Here is a 20,758-nt window from a genome sequence, read left to right as displayed (position 1 = left end):
AATTAATGTTTCAATGTGTAATTTTCTCTATTGCAAGGCCAACCTCACCTCAGATATTATTTTAAATAATTATATGATAGGGAGGCGTATAAATGATCGTTAAACGTTTATTAATGATATGTTGTATCGTCATCTTGTTCATCCCTTTCTCTTTCATTTCCCCTCACTCTACTTATGCTAAAGTAAATACTACGTACAAAAAACATGAATTACGTGCTGTATGGATCGCATCAGTTCTGAATATTGATTGGCCCACAAAAACTGGCTTACCTATTGAAAAGCAGAAACAAGAATTTATAAGATTATTAGACGATGTAAAAAGCACTGGTATGAATGCAGTTGTTGTACAAATTAAACCAACAGCTGATGCTTTCTATCCCTCAAATTACGGTCCTTGGTCTGAATACATTACGGGTACACAAGGAAAAGACCCCGGATACGATCCACTTGCATTTATGATTGAAGAAGCACACAAAAGAAATATAGAATTCCACGCATGGATTAATCCATACCGAATAACGATGAATCACACTGATATAAATCGATTATCAAATAATCACCCTGCAAGGCAACACCCCAATTGGGTTGTACCTTATGGCGGAAAGTTATATTACAATCCCGGTATTCCAGAAGTGAAAAAATTTATAACAGAAGGTGCTTTAGAAATCGTACAAAATTACGATATTGATGCGCTGCATATGGATGATTATTTTTACCCATATAAAGTAGCCGGTGAAGAATTTCCAGATCAGAAAACATACGAAACATATAATAACGGTAAATTTACAAATATAGAAGATTGGCGACGTAACAATGTAAATGAACTTGTAAAAGATTTAAATACTGCTATAAAACAAGAAAAATCATACGTAAAGTTTGGCATTAGTCCGTTCGGTGTATGGCGAAATATAGCTGACGATCCGACTGGTTCTAACACAACCGCAGGCCAAAGAAACTATGATGACCTTTATGCTGACACACGTGAGTGGATACAAAAAGGATATATTGACTACATTACACCGCAAATATATTGGAATATAGGTTTCACCCCAGCTGCATATGACATATTAGTAGATTGGTGGGTTAAAGAAACAAATAACAAACCGATTCACCTATACATCGGTCAAGCGGCCTATAAAATTAATAATAACTCCGTCCCTGCTTGGTCTGATCCAGAAGAATATCCAAGACAAATTACATTAAACCGGCTATATCCTGAAATAAAAGGTAGTATGCATTTTAGCTTAAAAGATATTAATAACAATCCACTTGGAGTTAAAGATAGACTCTCAAAAGACATATATATACATCCTGCATTAATCCCGCCTATGCCTTGGATTGATCATGATCCACCAAAACAACCGACATTAAAAGGTGCCATTCCAAGAAATGAAGGTATTGCAATCGGTATCATTGATAATAGAGATAATGATTCTGCTTATTACGCTATTTACCGCGCGAATGGGCAAAATGAAGTGGATATACAAAATCCTAAAAATTTACTTACTACTGTAAGAAAAACAAAACTTGGAGAAATTTATGTAGATAAAACCGTTATTTCTGGAGAAATGTATACGTATGTCGTAACTGCAGTTGATCGATTGCATAATGAAAGTGTGGCTTCTATTCATACTACCGTTAGAGCAAAATAAAATCTCATAACAAAAAGCGCCTTAAAGCTGTGATACTTAGCTTTTAAGGCGCTTTTTGTTATTTATTCTTAAACTTCTCAGTCGCTGCTCTCATCTTCACATTTAAATCGTGATCAATTGAGTCGCGAATATCTCGCTCTACTACTTCCATTTCTTTTTTGAAATTTTCCAAGTAGATTTTCAATTCTTCTTCCTTCTCTGGTCTTTGTGAAGGTGGTAATTGTACTACCAACGATAACATGGCCGTTAAATCTTTCATTAAGAACGTTTCAAGTTTATGTTGTTGTTCAAACATGCGTTGCTCTTGATAGTACGGAAGTGCATTTAATACTGAAATTGTAATATCATCAACCGTTCTTTGTAATGAAGGATTTATTGAGCGTTTATACGCTTGAATTGTATTTAATGCGTCTGGATAACGGTCATAAAAATACAATTTATAAAATGATAAGTCTGTCGGTTTTACTGTTTGCTGCGTTTCTTGTCTTAAGAAATCTTTCACTTTCATCGCAGCCACATCAATATCTTCATTCGTAAGCTTTTTCGTTGTTTTTGCCATTACATGCACTTTTTTCTGCTTTTCTTTCGGTAACATCGAGAAGACTTGTTCTCTCGTACGTTGACCAGATGTACAAAATAGAGTATTTAATGTATTTTGTTCTTTCTTCCCTTCGGTGCGAATCCAGCGATAAAACAGTGGGTGTTGTGTAAATTCTTGTAGAAACGGTATTGATTTATTTGATAACTTATCTAAAGAATCTTGCGCTTTTTTATATGGCTTCGTCCATGAAAAATACAGTTTCCGTCCGAAATATACGACTAAAACAACAACAGTAAATGCTATTAAAAGCAATGTACCGAGTAGTAATAGTACTGTTTGAATGAAACTCATTTGTTCACCTCCTCTAATAATCCGTTATTTCCTTGGACGCTGAATGAGTTTCTGCTTCATCTCATCATTAAATGTGTCTAGTTCAATAACAAACTTCTTACTTGACTCAATAATACGTTCTGACGATTTTTCAGATGCCTCAATTGCAGCGAACACATTTTGGAATGATTCACGTAATTTATCCATGCTAATAGCAGGATTCTCAAGCAATTTCGTCGTTTCTTCTGTATTTTGTTTTAACGCTTGAGAATTACTTAACACCATCGATTCAATTGCTTCATTCGTCGCATTTACGGCATCAATTGTTTTACGTTGATTCGTTAATGCTAGCTGAATAGCAGCTGAAACTGTTACAACGTTTTGCGTCATCGTAATGGCATTACGTATTGCCTCTGTTAATTTTTCATTATTTTTCTTAATGATGTCTACAGAAGCTATAGATTGTAATAATACACTTTTCGCTTGCTGCATATTACGTGTACGTACAAGTATCTTTTCTAATGCATCGTTAATTAACGGAATATCCCTTTGACGCTCTGGGTTTTGTTTTTCAGCTTCAAGCATGCCAGCAAGCTTTTTCCCTAAGTATACTTGTTTATCAAGAGCATGAATTTTATCGTGCGATTGTTCTTTTAGCATTTCAAGACCAACTGTATCCTCTTGTAAGTTATCACGACCAATTAGGAGGGATCTAATAATTTCCTCGATTTGTTTATCTATAGATTGGTATTTATGCACGTATGTTTCAAGTGGATTTTTCTTGAATACTTTAAACATTATTTTCTTCATACCACTTGCTTTAAGTGAATTGGGATCAAGCTCTGATACCACTTTTCGTAATTCTAATAATGTATTTGGAATTTCTTCATTTTTCCCATTCATCATCGCTGTTACAGGGCGTTTTAAAGCTGATAACGTTTGTCCTGCTGCTTGTTGCTCTTTATCCCCTAAATCTCCTAGCTGAGACAATACTTTTGATAAATCAGTATTTTGCTCGCTATTTAACTTTTGTACATAAAGATCAGCTTCTTTATTTAGTTCCTCTAATTCTTCATCTTTTATAACTGTATCAACTACTACTTCTACATTATTATCTTTCACAATGGATACAGGTTCTTTTTTCTCGAGTTCAGTCAACAAAATCGCTCCTTTATTTATATGTGCGAATTTATATGCACTATATTTCATCAATTATATCGTATTTCATATACATTCTGACTGCTTGAAATCGATTTTTTTAGAAATGTCTGTTAATGCAGTCATTCCCTGTTTCTTACTATAAGTATACCTGTAATCAACATAATTTTCCTCAGACTTAAGACCTAGAGAACTACATGCTGAAGGCGGATTCTTCATATATTTCCTAAATAATTTACGTTCTTTCAATCGTGCTACACTCAATCTTTTGACATTCACCCGTTTTCAATGTGATAATTCTATTACGCTCACTTTTATTTATTTTTGCGAGCTACAAATACTCCCTTTTGAAACGCTAATAACAACGTTTCAAACGTATCATCTTCTTCAATCATTTTTATAAACTCACCTAATTCACTCGCATGAGAAGTTGCATTATCAACAACAAGAAAACCTTTTGGTTGTAACATACGTTTTATATGCTCAAACCACCACATGTATTGCGTACGCTCTGAATCTAGGAAAATAAAATCAAATGAATGATCTAATTGCGAATCTAAAAATGCCCCGGCTTCTTGATTATGAATATCGATTCTTTGTAACAGGTTTGCCTTTTCAAAATTGACAAGTGCCTCTCCAACTCGTTCTGAAGAAAGCTCTACAGTCGTTACATTTCCATTTGTTTCTTCTACCGCATTAGCTAGCCACAATGTAGAATAACCATTAGAAGTTCCAATTTCTAAGATGTTTTTTGCATTACACCCTTTTACTAAAATTGATAAAAATTGCCCCATCTCACGAGAAACATTCCGTAATTTTTCTTCCCTTGTTTTTTTATTTCGATCATGCTCTTCTCCATATTGTTCAAGTTGCAATAATAATGAATCTACTGTATCCATTCTTTTCATCGCCTTTCCAAGCAATATGATGAAAAAGCTCTTGCTGCCCGTCTACTTTTTATTATATGCGAAACAAAAACCTTTTTCCTGTTATATGACAAAGATTTATAATTTTTTATAGCATATTGTTTCGTTTTTTGGTAAAGTTAATTTCTACGTGCAATTATTCCATTCATATTATTTCATATTAAAATTGCAGTTATTAAATTATATAAACCCCATTTAAATGAATCGGTATTTCAAATTCAATTAAGCGCCCTTTTCGGACGCATTTTCTTTGTTTATATATTTCCAGAAGAAAGGATGCTTACAAATGAACGTGATTAGCTTAGATGCTGCTCGAAAACGAAAGCAGCATAAAAAATTAATGATTACTATACCGATTATTACACGTATTTATGAAGAAGACGGGGAAATTAAATTTGAGGTAGCTGGCGAAAAAGATGTACCTCTTGAAATGTTAGAAAAATAATAAAAAACGCATTTCTGAAGAAATGCGCTTTTTTATATTTTTACATTTAAATGCATAAGTTTTTCAGGATTAACCATCATATAAATATTTGAAATTTTCTCATCCTCAAATGCAAACGAAAGAACATAAGTTACTTTATTATTTATTGTAACTATAACTCCCGGTATACCATTTACCATTTTGAAATCAACGGTGTACTCTTCTGTCAATCGTTGTGCAATCCCAAAGAACAAACGTATAATTCGATCCGCAGAATAAATCGGATTAATCGCAGTCGTAACTTTACCACCACCATCAGCTTTGAGTATAGCATCTGTTTTTAATACTTCTAACATACCTTCCGCATCCCCACACTGTAATGATGATACAAACTTTTCAACATAAGAAGCCATTTTCTCCGTGCTTAATTTTGATTGCTTCGGTTTCTCCAAAATGCTTTTTCGTGCACGTTGAAAGATCTTCCTGCAGTTCACACTACTCTTATCAACAATTGAAGCTATTTCTTCGTATTCATAACTGAAAACCTCTCTTAATATGAAAACAATCCTTTCCACCTCAGATAGTTGTTGTAAAAGTAATAAATATGCGGTGGAAAGGGATTCTTTCATTATAAATGACTTTGATGGCTCATTACTCTCTTCTACAAGTGGCTCTGGTAACCACATCCCTACATACACGTTACGTTTATGCACTGCCGATCGTAATTTATCAATTGAACGATTTGTCGCCATCTTACATAAATATGCTTTCATATTTTCTATAGATTGAGGATTTTCTATATTATTTAGCGAGATGAATACATCCTGAACGATATCCTCAGCATCCATAACACTCCCAAGGATTCTGTATGCTAACGAAAATAATAATGGTTGATACGCTTCATATAACTGCTCCGTTTCCATGATGAACTGCCTCACTTTCATGTTGCTTTAAAATGTGTAACGCTGCACGTTTCCCGCTTACTACCGCAGCATCAGCTAATATTTCATCATGCCCTGCCCAATCTCCTGCAACATAAACACCTGGCATTTCAGGTATATTTGGGCCCGGTTTTTCAACACGGTCAATATGAGGAAAATCATGTACTACTATTATTTTCGGTAAATATTGCTGTGCAACAATTTCTCTTTTCCAATTTGGATGTAACAACTCCATCGTACTTTCCAACTGTTCTTTATCTTCATGAATATGATTCATCGCTAGCACTGGATTATGGTACTTAATTAGACTCACTGCAATTGATCCATCTTCACTTAACTTAGCTGCTCTTGATTGATTTGTGAAAAATATAGGTTGATCTAATCCTAATACAAATTGATGTGTAGGATTGGGTAATTGTCTCAAGCCAATATCTAATGCAGCAACAGTAACCGGTACCGATTGTTCACTCCATCTATGCAAACTTGTTCCTTCTGCACCTTTTATTATTTTACAAGCTTCTTTCGGCGGAGTCGTCACGATGACTGTACCTACTTCAAAAACCTCATCATCAACACAATGTATTCTTTGTTTATCTTCGTAATGCTCTATTTCCAAAACATGCTTTTTAGCCAAAAATTGCACCCCGACATCATTCGCTAAATCTCTTAATTTTGTTATTATCGTTTCCCAACCACCATCTACATAAAGCACTCCTTCTTTTATAGAAAGCTGTATTTGCTTTAGTACAGATGATGCTAATTGTATTGTAGGAGCAAACGTATATGTTGTTGTCCGGCATAGCGCATAAAATATATTGCGAACCATTGGATCTTTTATTTCATTTTCTGTCCATGTAGTTAGACTCATTTTTGGAACTTCTCCTACATCTAAATTTCCTAAACGAATCATAAGACGTGAGAATTGTACTTTTGCAGACCACGAAAGTAGTGGCGTTGATAAAATTGAGCGAAAATCTGTTGGGATGGTGAATATATCCCCTTTCCATATACCATTTGCTTTTGTAGATGGTATTCCACCTGGAAGATTCATACCGAGCTCATTAAAAGTTATAAACGCTGCCCCGCCTCTATATAAAGCATGTGCACCAAGATTCATGCAGATTCCATTTTTATTTATAGTCATCCCTCGGCCACCGAATTGACTGGACTTTTCTAATACAATCACTTTCCTTCCAGCTTTCGCTAAATATATAGATGCTGTTAATCCAGCAAGCCCACCGCCAACAATTGCTATATCAAATGTATTCATAATAAAATCCCTCCTTATCGTTCTACATACAAGACGAACGATTAAGGAGGGATGTGACATGAAAATAAATTTTTATTACCCTACTATATTTCATTACTTTTTAATTCGGTCATATTGCATACGAAATAACTCAATTGCAAACGGAATATCCTCTTCACTCTTTATATAATAACTAATCCATCCTGATTCAGGTAATACGTGATGTGGTTTTACCAATCCCTGCTTCACTAATTCATCTCGCTTTAACTTCGGAAATGGTAAATCAGCTAATTTATCACCATGAAGATGGCCAAGTTCTTTCTTACCATAATTTATTTCAATACCACCAAATCGATGCGGTTTTTCAGAAACACCCGCCCAGCTGAGTACTTCATTTCTAATCATTTCACTAAATGACATGAACATTCACTCCTTATAAATGATTGATGTAATTTTAAGTTAACATTTTCATTACTTTTTTCCATCAATCCAAAGTATGAATGGGAATACGAATATAGTTTAATCTTAATACCTTATTCTTTATGGAATAAGTGAATTTATTAAGCTATCGACAACAGCACAAAACAAAGACTAGACACATATCCTAATTTTGTAACCTAACTTACCTATAGAAAGGCGGGTAATACAATTGACTGCCAACATCGACTATACCTCCCCCTCAACTAATTTTACTTATGATGTAAATAAAAGTAATTTTTTTCGGAAAGATGCCCAAAATTATATAAATGTACTTGGCATTAAACAATTAAATACTTTAGAAAATACTTCTTTATTAGATATTTATTTAAGTACAGGAAATGTTGTAGAACCACATATTCATCAAAATGCAGCTGAACTTGTTTATTGTATTTCAGGGTCTGCTGTTGTTTCTTTACTTAATCCATTTACGAATCAAATATTAAACTTACCGATAAAACCGGGGCAAGTTGCCAACATTCCACAAGCGTGGTGGCATTATGAAATTGCTACAGCAGATAATACTCATTTATTAGCTATTTTCAATGCCCCAGCGCCAGAAGTTATTTTCGGTTCTGACATTTTAAGATTAACTCCGGCTCATATGATGGCCCATACTTACTGCCTCAATGAACAGCAATGGAAACAAGCGGTTTCTCCTATTCAATCAACTACTGTAATTGGTCCTCCGGCAAACTGCAATCAAAACCGTGAAATGAAAAATTATCCAACCCACCCCCTCACTCAACAGCCTAATCCCTATCGCCAAGATTCTTATTACTTTCCTCTGTACTGGGGTTATTAATTTGTGAATTTTCAAAACATTAATCATTTATCTCCTAGGAAAATACCGAGGAGATTTTTTTATTGTATCTTCTCTTCCTATTAATAATAGTAACAATTGATAGTGTACATACATATAATATTTATATATTAAATTGGAGGTGATAGTACTATGAGTAATTATAACTATCGAAAAAACTACTCTTATAATAAAAATAGTAGCTCTTCAGCATCCTCTCAATCTTCCAATTCCCAATCTTCCAATTCCCAATCGCAAAGAGACTTAGCCGAGCAAGGCTATGTAAAGAAAAAAGGATGTAACTGCAATAAAAATAAATAGTTTATTTTATGGATGAATTCTTTCTTTAAAGAATTCATCTTTTTTTGCTGATCAGGAATTTTTTAAATTACATAACTTATTCTTTAAATTAAGAAAGGGTACATTATACTTTTTTATACGAACTTAACAAAGAGTAATTTTTCAATTAATTTATTACTTATTTCCCCAAAAAATATAGTCCTTCCTAAATTTATTAGGAAGGACTATATACAAACCCCTGTTTAATTTCCTACTAAACATTGTAACAAATTAAACGATATTAATACCTGCACTTACAAATCCAGCAACTGCAGCTATTGGACTTGCTGCTGTTAATGAAACGTATAATAATACTTTATCCCCGGCTGCTACTGGAATAGCTTCAGCTATGATCCCTGATGCTGTAGAACCAATCGCTATTGCGGCAAATGCTGGTGTTAATAATAGAGGTGCGCCTTGTACTGTAAACGTATTACTTGCTGCAGGTGCAGTTAATATTTGTATCTGCACTTGAACAGGTGATAGTGGAGCTAATGCAGCTGTTGCACTAAAGAAACCTGCTAATGAAGTAATAGTTCCTGCTCGTGGTGCTACAAATGCATAATCACCTATACCTAATGCTAATGTGATACTTGTTCCACCAGTTAAAGCTACACCAGGCTGACTAAATCCAAATCCAAGAAGAGTTCCTGTATTAGCTATTAACGCGTTAACTAACGCAGATGGTGTTGTACCGGAAGCAAACGGAATAATAGCTCCGCCACCAGTCGCACCAGTTGCTCCTGTTAAGCCTGTTGCTCCTGTTGGACCTGTTGGACCTGTTGCTCCTGTTGGACCTGTTGCTCCTGTTGGACCTGTCGCTCCTGTTGGACCTGTTGGACCTGTTGCTCCTGTTGGACCTGTCGCTCCTGTTAAACCTGTTGCTCCTGTTAAACCTGTTAAACCTGTTGCTCCCGTTGGGCCTGTTGGGCCTGTTGCTCCTGTTAAACCTGTTGCTCCACCAGTACCTGCTGGACCTGTCGCTCCTGTTGGGCCTGTTGCTCCTGTTGCTCCCGTTGCTCCCGTTGGACCTGCTCCGGTTCCTGCTGGACCTGTTGGACCTGTTGGACCTGTTGGACCTGTCGCCCCTGGAGTAGCATTGATTAATTGAATTAATAAATTAAAAAGAAGTTGTAAAGTTGCAGAATCAACATTTGAGTTGCAGGATATAGGGATAAGATCTAAAGCGAAGAAGAATTGTGCAAGGGCGCTATAAAATTGTTGCAATAATGTTGACAATTGTCCTAAATTAGGTGCTGGAGATTGTAATAAAACTATAATACTTTGAGTTAATTGTTTCAAAAAATTAACTTCTGGAGAAGGTAATAAGGAATTTAAGAAAATTAAAAATTGATTAAATAAATCGAGTAACACTAACCTGTTTGCATTACTTGGATTTGCAAAAAATGCTGAAATAGCTGATACTAATGAATTTAGTAAAGTAATTAATTGACTTAATTGTTCTCTAGTAATAGGAACTGACTGTGGATTTTTACAACAATCTGCTGAAAAAACAATCGGATTGCAGTTATTATGATCAAAACAATCATTATGTTTCATTTATTTCCTCCTTACTTTTCTTATAGTTGAGTGTTTTCCTATTCTAAGTACTATAAAAGATGCGATTGAAAAAAGTAGTTAAGTTATATGTTTCTCTTAAAATAGGAAACATGAATTATAATCAAACTTGAAAACGTAATTTAATTATGTTCATGACTCACATATTAATTATATGTTTTTAATAATTGACTGCTTAGATTAAATACCTAAACTTAAGAGTTTATTTTATTTTTCCACGTTTATCTCTTAGGTCCAAAGACACATTTTAATTTGAATACAAAAACCGAATTTACGATTAACATATACTCCCCAAGTAACAACATCATTTTTTCATATAAATAAAGAACATTTCTTTACTAAAATTGGGCTCACCTTATAAAGGTGAAGCCGTTTCTATTATAAAAAACTCTCATACAATATAGTGGACAAGTTATTTTATACTTCGTTCTAATAAAATATTGTAAGGAGTGAAAATTAATTGCCTATCATTCAACCATTTATGGCATCTAGAAGATTTACATCTACACTAGGAGCCGGCACAGGTACAGGTGCAGCTTTTGCAATTGCTGCCACAGCTTGTTTAAACGATGCGGGTACTACTGCAACCGCTTTTCCGACTTTCACGTATTACAACTTATATGTGAACGGTATTCTTCAACCAAGCGTGAACTCCAGTGTTACTACTGGTCCTACTGGTGCTATTACAATTCCTGGTGGGGATGCATTAGACGGCGGAATTCCAATTACAATTGAATTTATCGTCACTTAATGTTAACCAATGTAATTCAGAACAAAAAAGACAGATTCCTTTTTTCATTAAGAATCTGTCTTTTTTAATTAATAATAATAAATTGTAAAATAATTGAAGAACCTTGCGATGGTGGTTGGTTATCCAATAAAGTTAGTTTACCAGTACTAACTTCATAGAGTGGTTGTGGTTGCAAAATTCCATTGATAAACAAATTTATATATGAAACCTCACTAGGTGATAGTATATTCGTTGTACCATATTGAGCTATGCCATCTGCATCTGTATATATAAGTTTCTCTCCATCTGAAAAAGTGTAATATAACAAATTAGTTGTAGTTATGGGGCCAATCCCCCCAGTAGGACCTGTTGCTCCCGTTGTTCCTGTTGCTCCTGTTGCTCCCGTTACACCCGTTTCTCCTGTTGCTCCCGTTACACCCGTTTCTCCTGTTGCTCCCGTTTCTCCTGTTGCTCCCGTTGTTCCTGTTGCTCCCGTTACACCCGTTCCTCCTGTTATTCCTGTTGCTCCCGTTGTTCCTGTTGCTCCCGTTACACCCGTTTCTCCTGTTATTCCTGTTGCTCCCGTTTCTCCTGTTGCTCCCGTTGCTCCCGTTACACCCGTTTCTCCTGTTACTCCTGTTGCTCCCGTTGTTCCTATTGCTCCCGTTGCTCCCGTTGCTCCCGTTGTTCCTGTTGCTCCCGTTGTTCCTGTTGCTCCCGTTGTTCCTGTTGCTCCCGTTGTTCCTGTTGCTCCCGTTGTTCCTGTTGCTCCCGTTGTTCCTGTTGCTCCTGTTGTTCCTGTTGGAATATATATTGGTGGAAGAGCTGGAAATGTAGGTCCAATATTCTCAGGTTCTATCTTACCTTTATTTATTGATAATTTATCATTCCGCTTCAATTTAATACCTCATTCCACATATTTTTAATTAACTTACATAAGTATGAGTCTATTATTAAGGAATACTTTCATAACTATTCTTTTTTCTTTCCAAATGATTCATACATTTATTAAACATTTTACCGTTGCTTTAACTACTACTATTAATATAATAAAATGATAGTTCCATTCCAAAAACACGAAACTTATTGCACTCTAATTTAAAAATGAGGTGATTTAAATTCAAGATAAAAATGAGAAAAGAATAGAAGAACTAGTATCAATGGCTCTTGAAATTATTCTTCCATACAGACTTACTGGACCTACCGGAAGTACTGGGTCAATAGTTACAACAAACTCTATGTTCGCTAATAATACATTAGGTGGTCCCATCTCTGTAATATTAGGTGTAACTAATATTCCTCTTTCTAATAACCAAAGCCTCGGTAATTTTACAGTTAACGCCTCAAACGATATATTTACAATTCCTGTAACCGGAAGATATTATTTAACCTATCAAGTTAATACGACCACTGCTCTACTCGCTGGAACAAGACTACTATTAAACGCTTCTACTCCACTTCCTGGTTCTATTTTTTCTCCCGCTATATCAACTTCAAATTATAACAATAATTTAATTACTAATTTAATTGCCGGTAATACAATTTCACTTCAATTATTCGGCGTATTATCCATCGTTAATTTGGTTGGAAGTGGTTCAACAGGTGCCTCTCTAACAATTATACGAATCGATTAAAAAATGATTCATTCTTTTTCTAATAAACATTATTAAATACTAAGTCTGTCATAATAAGAACCTCCCCATTATTTCATAAAAGTGATGGTGCATTAAAGAACAAATTGCACTATATTCATAGTAGAAACTATCTATACTAAATTTTCCGTATATATATTATCAATTTACACTGACTTCCACCGATGTTACATTAAATATGAAGATAGTTTCTCTTTTACGAACCATCTCAATACGTATTTGAGAAACATACTCCAATCCTATACGCGAGAGCAATACTATGTTGACACTCAGATGAGTGTCTTTTTTTGTGAGTGATAAAAAATAAAAACCATCTCTTATAGATGGTTTTATCTGTTGTTACTATAAATGCACACTTATGCAGTTGGATAATAAATTGTCATGCTTAATCGAGTCAAAGATTCCCCTAAATTATGATAAGAGTGTGATCTATCGGCCTTAAAACGAATTGAATCTCCACTATTTAATGTATATTGACAGTTATTCACTTCTACTGTCAATTCACCTTCAAATACCGTAATAAATTCTTCTGCGCCTTCTTTATGCCCTTCTGAACTTAACTTCCCTTCTGTTTCTATTTCTACTGTATACATTTCAAAATGTCTATCATCTTGAAAAGGAAAAGAAGGATACACTTTATATTTTCCATTGTCTTCAGACAATGCTTGAATATCTTTTCTTAAGATCACTTTCGTATCAGGCTGAGGATTGTTGATTAAAGAGGTAAAAGAAACTTTCAAACCATTTGCAATCTTCCATATTGTTGTTAGTGTCGGGCTTGATTCTCCTCTTTCAATTTGTCCAATCATCGTTTTACTCACACCTGTTAATTGGGAAACTTTTTCCAAACTTATTTTTTCTTTTTCTCGTATAGTTTTTAAATTTTTCGCCAGTATAAGTTGAATTTCTTCCATAAAAAACACTCCCACACTATATACAATATAACGACCGTTATGTATAATAAAAAGCACTCGTTATATTGTTCTTTTCGGTCATTATAACACACACAAATAATTAGGGGGTTTTCAAATGCCTATATTTTCTTTTTTATTATTTGTTTTTATAAGTAGCTTCACACCCGGCCCTAACAATTTTTTAGCGATGACATACGCAAATCAACACGGATTAAAAAGGAGCATGAAGTTTTGCTTCGGAGTAGCTTTTGGTTTTTTCATCCTCACTTCTTTATGTAGTTTCTTTAATGTTGTACTACTTAATATCTTACCCATAATCGAATTCCCTTTAAAAATTTTAGGTGTAGCGTATATGTTATATTTAGCTATTAAAATACTTACTAGTAAAAGCAGTACGAATCCCGTTGAAAAAGATAATAAAAACTTATTCACTGTGGGGATTTCTCTTCAATTCGTTAATCCTAAAGGGATATTATTCGGACTGACTGTAGTATCGACTTTCATAATCCCTTACTACAATTCATATTCAAGTTTTATACTTTTTTCATTATTTTTAGGTGTAGTCGGTTTAATGAGTACATTTAGTTGGAGTTTATTTGGTTCAATATTCCAAAAATTATTAGTGAAACATAACCAATTATTTAACATCATTATGGCCGTTTTATTAGTTTTCAGTGCCGTTTCAATCGTTATACACTAATTCGATGCTCATTTTAGATTTTGCACTTTTTAATACCACTCTTCATCAATCAGACTACTTTATATACTAATCCATCCACATACCCTATATGTTTTAAAACTTTTAAGAGGAAACCTTCTAACAATAGGTTTCCTTCCATATCATATTAAATAAGAAGCAGGTTAAATACGGAGGTGATTTTGATTAAGACTACTTTAATTTCTCATTTTTACAATGAAGAATATTTACTTCCATGGTGGTTAATGCACCATACAAAGCTATTTGATCACGGCATTCTTATTAACCGTGGATCCACTGATCGGTCAGTTGAAATCTGTAAAATATTCGCTCCTAATTGGGAAATACGAAACTCAAAATCACTCGAATTTGATGCTTATTTAGTTGATCAAGAAGTTATGGAAATTGAAAGAGAACTTACAGGATGGAAAATGGTATTAAATACGACAGAATTCCTATGCTGTTATAATAAAGAACAATTTTTCAAATCACTTAACACTATGGGCGGCAATATGTTTTCAATAAGAATGATTATGATGATTGATGAACCGACTCATGGCTACACTAATCCAAGATATAGTTCTCCGCTTGTTAAACAACGTTATCACGGCATAATAATTCAACCTAATCCAAATCAACTATATCTTAACGGTAGATTAATTCACAATAATTCGCACGGGAACTATAGAGTCGGGAGACATGGTTCGCATTATCCTTATAGCATTTACATAGGACCTGCTTTTATTTTTAAATTTTTTTATAGTCCATGGAACGATGCAATGAAAAAACGAAAATTACAAATTGGGCCAACTCTTTCTCAACATAGTGTACGACGCGGATTAGGTTCTCATCACTTAATAACAATTGAAAAATTAGAAACAAAATACAAATTCTATGCAACTTTAACTACGGACCTCCGGTTATTCCCAGAATACCAAATTATATTTCCCGACCTTTATCCTTAATGTCATGAATATTTAGTTTCCACATCCATCCGTTTTTTTTAATCTACCTACCCCAACTAACTACTTTTCTCTAGTAGAAATCTGAGCTGGGACTCTTGCTGCACGCAGATTCCTCTTATTTAATCTCGTATCACCAGCCTATAATCTTTCATACCATTTCATTGAGCACCTGATGTTGGATCAGAAATAAAAAATGGTAATTCCTTTGGGGAATTTTCAACTCTAGATTATATACCTTCTAAAACAAAGAACTCAAATAATAGAACCAAAACAAATGTTTTAAGTTATGGTTATGGTTTTATTTTTACTTATTATTCACTTTAAAATCTTCTTATAATAATATTGAAAAATACGGTATAATATAAGTTACTGTTCTTCGGGAGGGTTATAATGTCTGATAAGTATAAAATTTTCATTCTTATTGTTGCCATATTTTTTTCTTTCTTTTCCTTAATAAAAGATTTCCGCAACACTTCAAAAAGTTTCTTTTGGGGTAGCTTTGTAATTCTTACAAGCTTCATAATACTTTTAACACTCGATTTAGTGTTTTCTAATTGATTTTGACTATTATTGAAGGTGACATATCAACGATATTTTATGTCTATTCCGTATAAGTGTTAGCAAGTTCGTTTGCAAACTTGTTAGCACTTTTTTATTTAGATAATACACACACCTTCTTACATACTGATTATTTTCCCATTGAAGTACTTACGTTCTAAGGATATACCTTTATTTCATGTAATTACATTGGAGAAATATAGTAAAGTGGAGGTCATTCGTTTCAATTCCGGAACAGTTCATTGGAAATAACGAGATTCTTAACTAATTAAATAAAATTCCGAAATCACTAGTTACAGATGATACACAAGAACTAATAGATTCAATGCAAATTTAAAAAGAAATATTGGTTTCACATTACCGTAATAACTGTATATCAATATGAATACATAAAAACTATCCATATTGATATACAAATTTATCTTAGCTAGAGAGAGAAGCTCCTACATCACCAATCCCTTGAATCGTTTCAATTTTTACGTTAATTCTGTTTGGTGATTCTATAAGATTATCTGTTGAATTGCTTTCTACTTTTATATTTGGTCCAATAATAGTAACTAGATCTTTGCTAATGTGCAGTATAAAACCTTTGATATGAATATCTTCTAAAAATAATATAATATATAAATTGGTTAGTTGATAATCACATAGTAATTTTTTAATTTCATTTGTTTTTATTTCAATATTATTAGATGTATCTATTTGGTAATGAGATTCTTTTTGACTATATAATAATTGCGAATTATCTTGCGATAGTATGAATTTTTTAGGGGTTGGTGGATTGTTAAAAGTATCACTTAATCTTAATAAAACACGAGAAGATTTTTGGGTTTTTAATGGTTTTACAGAAGCATCAGTGGATTCTTGAGGTCTTATTGGTTTTACAGAAGCATCAGTGGATTCTTGAGGTCTTATTGGTTTTACAGAAGTACCAGTGGATTCTTGAGGTCTTATTGGTTTTACAGAAGCACCAGTGGATTCTTGAGGTCTTATTGGTTTTACAGAAGTACCAGTGGATTCTTGAGGTCTTATTGGTTTTACAGAAGCACCAGTGGATTCTTGAGGCCTTATTGGTTTTGCAGAAGCACTAGCGGATTCTTGAGGCCTTATTGGTTCTGTTGAAGTATCAGGTGATTCTTGAGACCTTATTGGTTTTGTTGAAGTATCAGGTGATTCTTGAGACCTTATTGGTTTTGTTGAAGTATCAGGTGATTCTTGAGACCTTATTGGTTTTGTTGAAGTATCAGGTGATTCCTGAAGCTCCGATGAATATGCAAAAGTTTTTGGTGGAATAAAAAACGGGATAGGTTTTATATCAAGTAATTTAAATTTAGTATTTTTTTGATTTGAACAGAACTTACACATATAATCCCCTCCTATAAAAGTTTGTATTATATTGTAAACATGACTTGTATAAAAGTGATAGTACAATTACCTAAAATATTGATATTACTTATATTTTAGGTAATTGCACTATCACTAGGCTTGTATGTAATTAAATTCAAATTCTTCATTTGATAAATCATTTATTCGAATTTTATATAATATTTAAAAAATGCACTAGGATTACAAATACCTAGTGCATTTTTAAGCTTGCTAGTTACGCTCCTCGATCATCACTAACTGATAAAATACTACTAATTTTGACACTAATTTGGTTAGGATTTTCAAGTGCATTTCCATTATCATTACTTTCTACTTCCACGCCTTCTCCATTACCACGACGAAGCGTAACAAAAGTTTCTCCGATTCGAGTAATAAGACCTTCTACGTGGAATGAAGGTAAAAATAATACAACTCTTGCTCCTACTAATTGAAATGCGCGTAACAAAGTACGGATTTCATCTTCATGATGTTCTGCCAATTTCATCAACCTTTCCTTTGAAATTTATAAAGTAGTGAAGAAGTCTTTTTGAATCAAACCTACTTACTATATGAAATGAAAACTAGTAAAGTAAATCTCATCTTATTTTAGAACTGCCTCACTGCTTTATAAGATAGAATATGTTTTTGATTACAATCTGCTTAGACTTAATCGCTATTGGTATAAAAACAAACGTCCTCCTATTTATTCTGAAAATTCAGATAATAGTTTAGAGGAATTTTCTATGAAAAATCTTGATACTTTCCTCACCAAAAATTACGATAATTTTCTATTTATTAAGTCAGATAATTTAGAATAGCAAACAAGAATATTCCTCCTTATAAAAGTGAATTTCTCTTTACTTCACAGCAGTTAACTTTGAATTTGCTATGATATAAAACATTTAGCTTTTAGATTGTGTCGCACCATTGACATTTACTATTGCATTGATTTTGAATCCCAGTCCCACATCATATAAACTTTGTACAATACAGATACCTTTGGATTAAATACAGAATTTAAATTTAATGAATTATTGTATAATAAACAATCCACTCTTTTAGATTCAATTAGAAAAACAATCTTACGATTACACTCTAAAATTATTATTATTTACCTAATCCAAGAGAGATGATGCGATGAAGTTTTTCCAGTCGATATTTAGAGGATTTCGCTTAATCAGTAGGATTGTTAATCCAATACTAAAGGCATTATCTAAAAGTAAATTTTAATTACATAGAACTAAAAAAAGGCCGCCCAACAGGACGGCTCTTGTTTACACTTCACATACACATAGGCTTCACTTGCTGTTACATAGTAGGTTTTGCCTTTGCTATTGTGTACTTTATATTGCGGTGAACCGTTTACATTTACTTTCGCATCAATTGTAAATCCTAATCCTGCATCTACAGAACCAGCCACATCTTTATCCTGCCAAGATGGAGCATCATAGAAACATAGATTGTTAACTTTTGAAACAACCCGCTTCCCTACAATAGATGAATCAACTGTACTTTTCTTATTAAACTTCACATAAGATGAATCGTTCTTAATCCACTGATCCCCACCAAGATTTAACCACCCGTCTTTTTCATCCCACACAATATAAGATTCTGGTTTGTTTAACTGACGAATCTTAGAATATCTTGTACCTGGTCCTTTACGTAAGTTAACGTTGTAACCTTCAATATAGGCAATACCGTCTGTTACTGCTGTTGGTACTTCCGCTGGTTTAGATGGCTTCTCAGGAACAGAAACATCCACACTAGAATTATTGTATGCTCGTTGTACATCTGCTCTAAATTGGGATTCTGAAACGCCATGAGACTTTAAGTAATCAATTGGATCTTCATGATCTGTACCGCCAAGGTAATGAGTTACATCGCTATGTGTCCACAATCCTTTTTCTACAGATAACCCACGATCACGTAAGATTTTAGCTAGTAACTTAACATATTTATCATAGCTGCGTTTAAATTTTGTATAGTACGCTGTTTCGCATAACTCTACATGTACAAATCGTTTATTAGCAGCAGGACCGCCACCATAAGCAATGTATTTTGTATCAGCAATTTGGATTGTTTCGTCCCAATCGACTGCATAGTGAACAAATACATTTCTCCATGTTCGAGACTCATATTTTTGAATGTTAATAGCTGGAGCTTATGGAGTTGCTGTAGAATTTGCTGCAACGCCCTCATAAGCACCTACACCATAACGGTATGGTTGTTTCGGTAAATCAGGACTAATAAGTGTTCGATCAGCAAAAGCACTTGTAGCAAAAGAAACAGCAAGTACTAGAATCATAAGTAACGAGGTAATATGTTTCATTGTCTTTTTCATTTAGCATCAACATCCTTTTTCATAATTTTTGTGTGGTCAAATAATCCACTTGCTGATAATCCAATGATGATTCCTTGAAATACATTTGTTTTGATATCTCCGCCCAAAAATAAAGCGCCTAGCACAATGCCAAGCGTTAAATTTAATAACGGAACATATTTTGTTTGTAATCCAATTGTTTTTCCAATTTGTGAAAGACCAACTACAATTCCAATCATTACAGTAATTTCAAACATTACATACCACCTCCTTTCATTAAGAAAGTGAGAATGCCACCAACAATTCCGCCGACTATAAGCCGCAAAATCCAGGTAGTATTGGCGATGATTTTATCTAGCTGTTTGTTGATATTGATAATGTCTTTCTCGTTACCTGTTGTCCGCATTTCTAAACTTTTAATCTCTAAGCGAATGTCCTTAATATCTTGCTTTATTTCTTGAACATCACTTCGTACATCTTGTAACCCTTCCACTTTGACCACCCCTTTTAGGCAATAAAAAAAGACCAGCCTATGGCTGCTCTGGTTTCTCGCTTATTAATTTTTGAACTAAATCTGTTAATATAGACACATCGCTTGCTAGGGTCGTAACCTGCTCTTTTAATTGTTTATTCTCACTTTAAACAGTAGCTAACTCTTCGTTACAATGTCACGAGTACTTAATTTCTCTTTTCGTTTTTTCTTAGTTTTCTTTTTCGCTTGATTCGATTGCTTTTTTCCATTCACGTAGCTGATCCTTTAACACCTTCATTTCCCCATCTCCCTTTTCAAAATAAAAAGGACACCTATTCCTAAAACAGCTTTAATTGCTGCTTTAATGAATTGGTGTCCTCTAGTTTTCTAGCCGGACTGAATTTATTTTATGATACTTGACTGCATGAAAAGATTCATCCATGCTTTATCTAATCTGTCTTTCTCATATTTTTGTATAGCCTTTGCGCGACGAGAAATTGCTTTTTTTAATTTCTTCTTCTTTAAATTAGTCAATCCTCTCACTCCTTCGTATGAAACAGTTTACTGTCCATTTTAGGGCGTTTTCATTAATTTAATACCCTATTACATTCAAAAAACTGCTCAAATGGAAATTGTACCTATATAATTTCAAAAGGATTATTTTGTTT

Annotated in this window: 21 protein-coding genes and 2 pseudogenes; 7 read left to right on the top strand and 16 right to left on the bottom strand. The window is 33.8% G+C overall.

What is annotated here, in order from left to right:
* The first annotated feature begins 92 nt into the window (after positions 1-92).
* Positions 93-1,652, top strand: a complete 1,560-nt coding sequence (locus tag MHI26_RS12165) for a glycoside hydrolase family 10 protein (protein ID WP_061665832.1) — start codon at positions 93-95, stop codon at positions 1,650-1,652.
* Positions 1,653-1,710: 58 nt separating this feature from the next.
* Here the strand turns inward: MHI26_RS12165 and MHI26_RS12160 are convergent, their stop codons facing one another.
* From MHI26_RS12160 to MHI26_RS12150, 3 genes are all read right to left on the bottom strand, one after another.
* Positions 1,711-2,544, bottom strand: coding sequence for a DUF3974 domain-containing protein (locus tag MHI26_RS12160; protein ID WP_000008363.1), 834 nt, complete (start codon positions 2,542-2,544; stop codon positions 1,711-1,713).
* Between the two features lie 24 nt (positions 2,545-2,568).
* Entirely contained in the window at positions 2,569-3,681 is a 1,113-nt protein-coding gene (locus MHI26_RS12155; protein WP_000137407.1) for a toxic anion resistance protein, read from the bottom strand.
* Between the two features lie 314 nt (positions 3,682-3,995).
* Positions 3,996-4,589 carry an O-methyltransferase gene (locus MHI26_RS12150; RefSeq protein ID WP_061665883.1) on the bottom strand — a complete coding sequence of 198 codons (594 nt, stop codon included), beginning with the start codon at positions 4,587-4,589 and terminating at the stop codon, positions 3,996-3,998.
* A gap of 304 nt (positions 4,590-4,893) precedes the next feature.
* Here MHI26_RS12150 and MHI26_RS12145 point away from each other — a divergent pair, with 304 nt between their 5' ends.
* Entirely contained in the window at positions 4,894-5,052 is a 159-nt protein-coding gene (locus MHI26_RS12145; RefSeq protein ID WP_001100984.1) for a hypothetical protein, read from the top strand.
* Between the two features lie 32 nt (positions 5,053-5,084).
* Here the strand turns inward: MHI26_RS12145 and MHI26_RS12140 are convergent, their stop codons facing one another.
* The 3 genes from MHI26_RS12140 to MHI26_RS12130 form a co-directional block, all read right to left on the bottom strand.
* Positions 5,085-5,954 carry a sigma-70 family RNA polymerase sigma factor gene (locus MHI26_RS12140; RefSeq protein WP_061665833.1) on the bottom strand — a complete coding sequence of 290 codons (870 nt, stop codon included), beginning with the start codon at positions 5,952-5,954 and terminating at the stop codon, positions 5,085-5,087.
* Positions 5,932-7,242, bottom strand: a complete 1,311-nt coding sequence (locus MHI26_RS12135; RefSeq protein ID WP_061665834.1) for a phytoene desaturase family protein — start codon at positions 7,240-7,242, stop codon at positions 5,932-5,934. The genes MHI26_RS12140 and MHI26_RS12135 overlap by 23 nt, the downstream gene beginning before the upstream one ends.
* Positions 7,243-7,335: 93 nt before the next feature.
* Complete coding sequence (locus MHI26_RS12130) at positions 7,336-7,641, bottom strand: luciferase domain-containing protein (RefSeq protein ID WP_000010317.1); 306 nt, start codon at positions 7,639-7,641, stop codon at positions 7,336-7,338.
* A gap of 229 nt (positions 7,642-7,870) precedes the next feature.
* Between MHI26_RS12130 and MHI26_RS12125 the strand changes: the two genes are divergently transcribed.
* On the top strand, positions 7,871-8,503 hold the full coding sequence (locus MHI26_RS12125; protein WP_000126319.1) for a cupin domain-containing protein: 633 nt from the start codon (positions 7,871-7,873) through the stop codon (positions 8,501-8,503).
* A gap of 567 nt (positions 8,504-9,070) precedes the next feature.
* Here the strand turns inward: MHI26_RS12125 and MHI26_RS12120 are convergent.
* Entirely contained in the window at positions 9,071-10,399 is a 1,329-nt protein-coding gene (locus MHI26_RS12120) for an exosporium glycoprotein BclB-related protein (RefSeq protein ID WP_061665835.1), read from the bottom strand.
* Positions 10,400-10,877: 478 nt separating this feature from the next.
* On the opposite strand from MHI26_RS12120, the gene MHI26_RS12115 reads away from it, so the two are divergent.
* A complete protein-coding gene (locus MHI26_RS12115) occupies positions 10,878-11,168 on the top strand; it encodes a DUF4183 domain-containing protein (protein ID WP_001121647.1) in 291 nt (96 codons plus the stop codon).
* Positions 11,169-11,232: 64 nt separating this feature from the next.
* On the opposite strand, the gene MHI26_RS12110 is transcribed toward MHI26_RS12115, so the two are convergent.
* Positions 11,233-12,045 carry a DUF4183 domain-containing protein gene (locus MHI26_RS12110; protein WP_340994051.1) on the bottom strand — a complete coding sequence of 271 codons (813 nt, stop codon included), beginning with the start codon at positions 12,043-12,045 and terminating at the stop codon, positions 11,233-11,235.
* A gap of 220 nt (positions 12,046-12,265) precedes the next feature.
* Between MHI26_RS12110 and MHI26_RS12105 the strand changes: the two genes are divergently transcribed.
* Positions 12,266-12,781, top strand: a complete 516-nt coding sequence (locus MHI26_RS12105) for a BclA C-terminal domain-containing protein (protein WP_042972465.1) — start codon at positions 12,266-12,268, stop codon at positions 12,779-12,781.
* A gap of 374 nt (positions 12,782-13,155) precedes the next feature.
* Here MHI26_RS12105 and MHI26_RS12100 read toward each other — a convergent pair whose 3' ends face one another.
* Positions 13,156-13,770: a helix-turn-helix domain-containing protein gene (locus MHI26_RS12100; protein ID WP_116365417.1), complete on the bottom strand. Its 615-nt coding sequence runs from the start codon at positions 13,768-13,770 to the stop codon at positions 13,156-13,158.
* Positions 13,771-13,828: 58 nt separating this feature from the next.
* Here MHI26_RS12100 and MHI26_RS12095 point away from each other — a divergent pair, with 58 nt between their 5' ends.
* Positions 13,829-14,413: a LysE family transporter gene (locus MHI26_RS12095; RefSeq protein WP_001121283.1), complete on the top strand. Its 585-nt coding sequence runs from the start codon at positions 13,829-13,831 to the stop codon at positions 14,411-14,413.
* 179 nt (positions 14,414-14,592) lie between these two features.
* Entirely contained in the window at positions 14,593-15,375 is a 783-nt protein-coding gene (locus MHI26_RS12090; RefSeq protein ID WP_061665837.1) for a glycosyltransferase family 2 protein, read from the top strand.
* A gap of 981 nt (positions 15,376-16,356) precedes the next feature.
* Here the strand turns inward: MHI26_RS12090 and MHI26_RS12085 are convergent.
* The 7 genes and pseudogenes from MHI26_RS12085 to MHI26_RS12060 all read right to left on the bottom strand — a co-directional run bounded on the left by MHI26_RS12085 (position 16,357) and on the right by MHI26_RS12060 (position 20,624).
* The gene (locus MHI26_RS12085) at positions 16,357-17,298 is read right to left on the bottom strand and encodes a hypothetical protein (RefSeq protein ID WP_330548056.1); all 942 of its coding nucleotides are present in this window, start codon (positions 17,296-17,298) and stop codon (positions 16,357-16,359) included.
* 235 nt (positions 17,299-17,533) lie between these two features.
* On the bottom strand, positions 17,534-17,803 hold the full coding sequence (locus MHI26_RS12080; protein ID WP_061665839.1) for a hypothetical protein: 270 nt from the start codon (positions 17,801-17,803) through the stop codon (positions 17,534-17,536).
* A gap of 735 nt (positions 17,804-18,538) precedes the next feature.
* Positions 18,539-19,639 (bottom strand): annotated as a pseudogene (locus MHI26_RS12075) (N-acetylmuramoyl-L-alanine amidase).
* Positions 19,636-19,875 (bottom strand): hypothetical protein, encoded by a 240-nt coding sequence (locus MHI26_RS12070; protein ID WP_061665840.1) that lies wholly within the window; start codon positions 19,873-19,875, stop codon positions 19,636-19,638. Before MHI26_RS12070 ends, MHI26_RS12075 begins: the two are co-directional and overlap by 4 nt.
* Positions 19,875-20,111: a hemolysin XhlA family protein gene (locus tag MHI26_RS12065; RefSeq protein ID WP_061665841.1), complete on the bottom strand. Its 237-nt coding sequence runs from the start codon at positions 20,109-20,111 to the stop codon at positions 19,875-19,877. Before MHI26_RS12065 ends, MHI26_RS12070 begins: the two co-directional genes overlap by 1 nt.
* A 37-nt stretch (positions 20,112-20,148) precedes the next feature.
* Positions 20,149-20,280, bottom strand: a pseudogene (locus MHI26_RS31585) (tail fiber domain-containing protein); the annotation flags it as partial.
* A 212-nt stretch (positions 20,281-20,492) separates the two neighbouring features.
* Positions 20,493-20,624: a DUF3983 domain-containing protein gene (locus MHI26_RS12060; RefSeq protein ID WP_141402337.1), complete on the bottom strand. Its 132-nt coding sequence runs from the start codon at positions 20,622-20,624 to the stop codon at positions 20,493-20,495.
* Positions 20,625-20,758: the final 134 nt, after the last annotated feature.

The sequence above is a fragment of the Bacillus sp. FSL K6-1218 genome (assembly GCF_038006445.1).
GTDB lineage: Bacteria > Bacillota > Bacilli > Bacillales > Bacillaceae_G > Bacillus_A > Bacillus_A thuringiensis_S.
This window is presented reverse-complemented; position numbering and strand designations above follow the sequence as displayed.

What these genes read in the sequence shown, in the direction of transcription:
- MHI26_RS12165 (WP_061665832.1), top strand. Translation starts at nt 93, where the DNA reads ATGATCGTTAAACGTTTATTAATGATATGTTGTATCGTCATCTTGTTC.
- MHI26_RS12160 (WP_000008363.1), bottom strand. Translation starts at nt 2,544, where the DNA reads ATGAGTTTCATTCAAACAGTACTATTACTACTCGGTACATTGCTTTTA.
- MHI26_RS12150 (WP_061665883.1), bottom strand. Translation starts at nt 4,589, where the DNA reads ATGAAAAGAATGGATACAGTAGATTCATTATTATTGCAACTTGAACAA.
- MHI26_RS12145 (WP_001100984.1), top strand. Translation starts at nt 4,894, where the DNA reads ATGAACGTGATTAGCTTAGATGCTGCTCGAAAACGAAAGCAGCATAAA.
- MHI26_RS12140 (WP_061665833.1), bottom strand. Translation starts at nt 5,954, where the DNA reads ATGGAAACGGAGCAGTTATATGAAGCGTATCAACCATTATTATTTTCG.
- MHI26_RS12135 (WP_061665834.1), bottom strand. Translation starts at nt 7,242, where the DNA reads ATGAATACATTTGATATAGCAATTGTTGGCGGTGGGCTTGCTGGATTA.
- MHI26_RS12130 (WP_000010317.1), bottom strand. Translation starts at nt 7,641, where the DNA reads ATGTCATTTAGTGAAATGATTAGAAATGAAGTACTCAGCTGGGCGGGT.
- MHI26_RS12120 (WP_061665835.1), bottom strand. Translation starts at nt 10,399, where the DNA reads ATGAAACATAATGATTGTTTTGATCATAATAACTGCAATCCGATTGTT.
- MHI26_RS12095 (WP_001121283.1), top strand. Translation starts at nt 13,829, where the DNA reads ATGCCTATATTTTCTTTTTTATTATTTGTTTTTATAAGTAGCTTCACA.
- MHI26_RS12085 (WP_330548056.1), bottom strand. Translation starts at nt 17,298, where the DNA reads ATGTGTAAGTTCTGTTCAAATCAAAAAAATACTAAATTTAAATTACTT.
- MHI26_RS12080 (WP_061665839.1), bottom strand. Translation starts at nt 17,803, where the DNA reads ATGAAATTGGCAGAACATCATGAAGATGAAATCCGTACTTTGTTACGC.
- MHI26_RS12070 (WP_061665840.1), bottom strand. Translation starts at nt 19,875, where the DNA reads ATGTTTGAAATTACTGTAATGATTGGAATTGTAGTTGGTCTTTCACAA.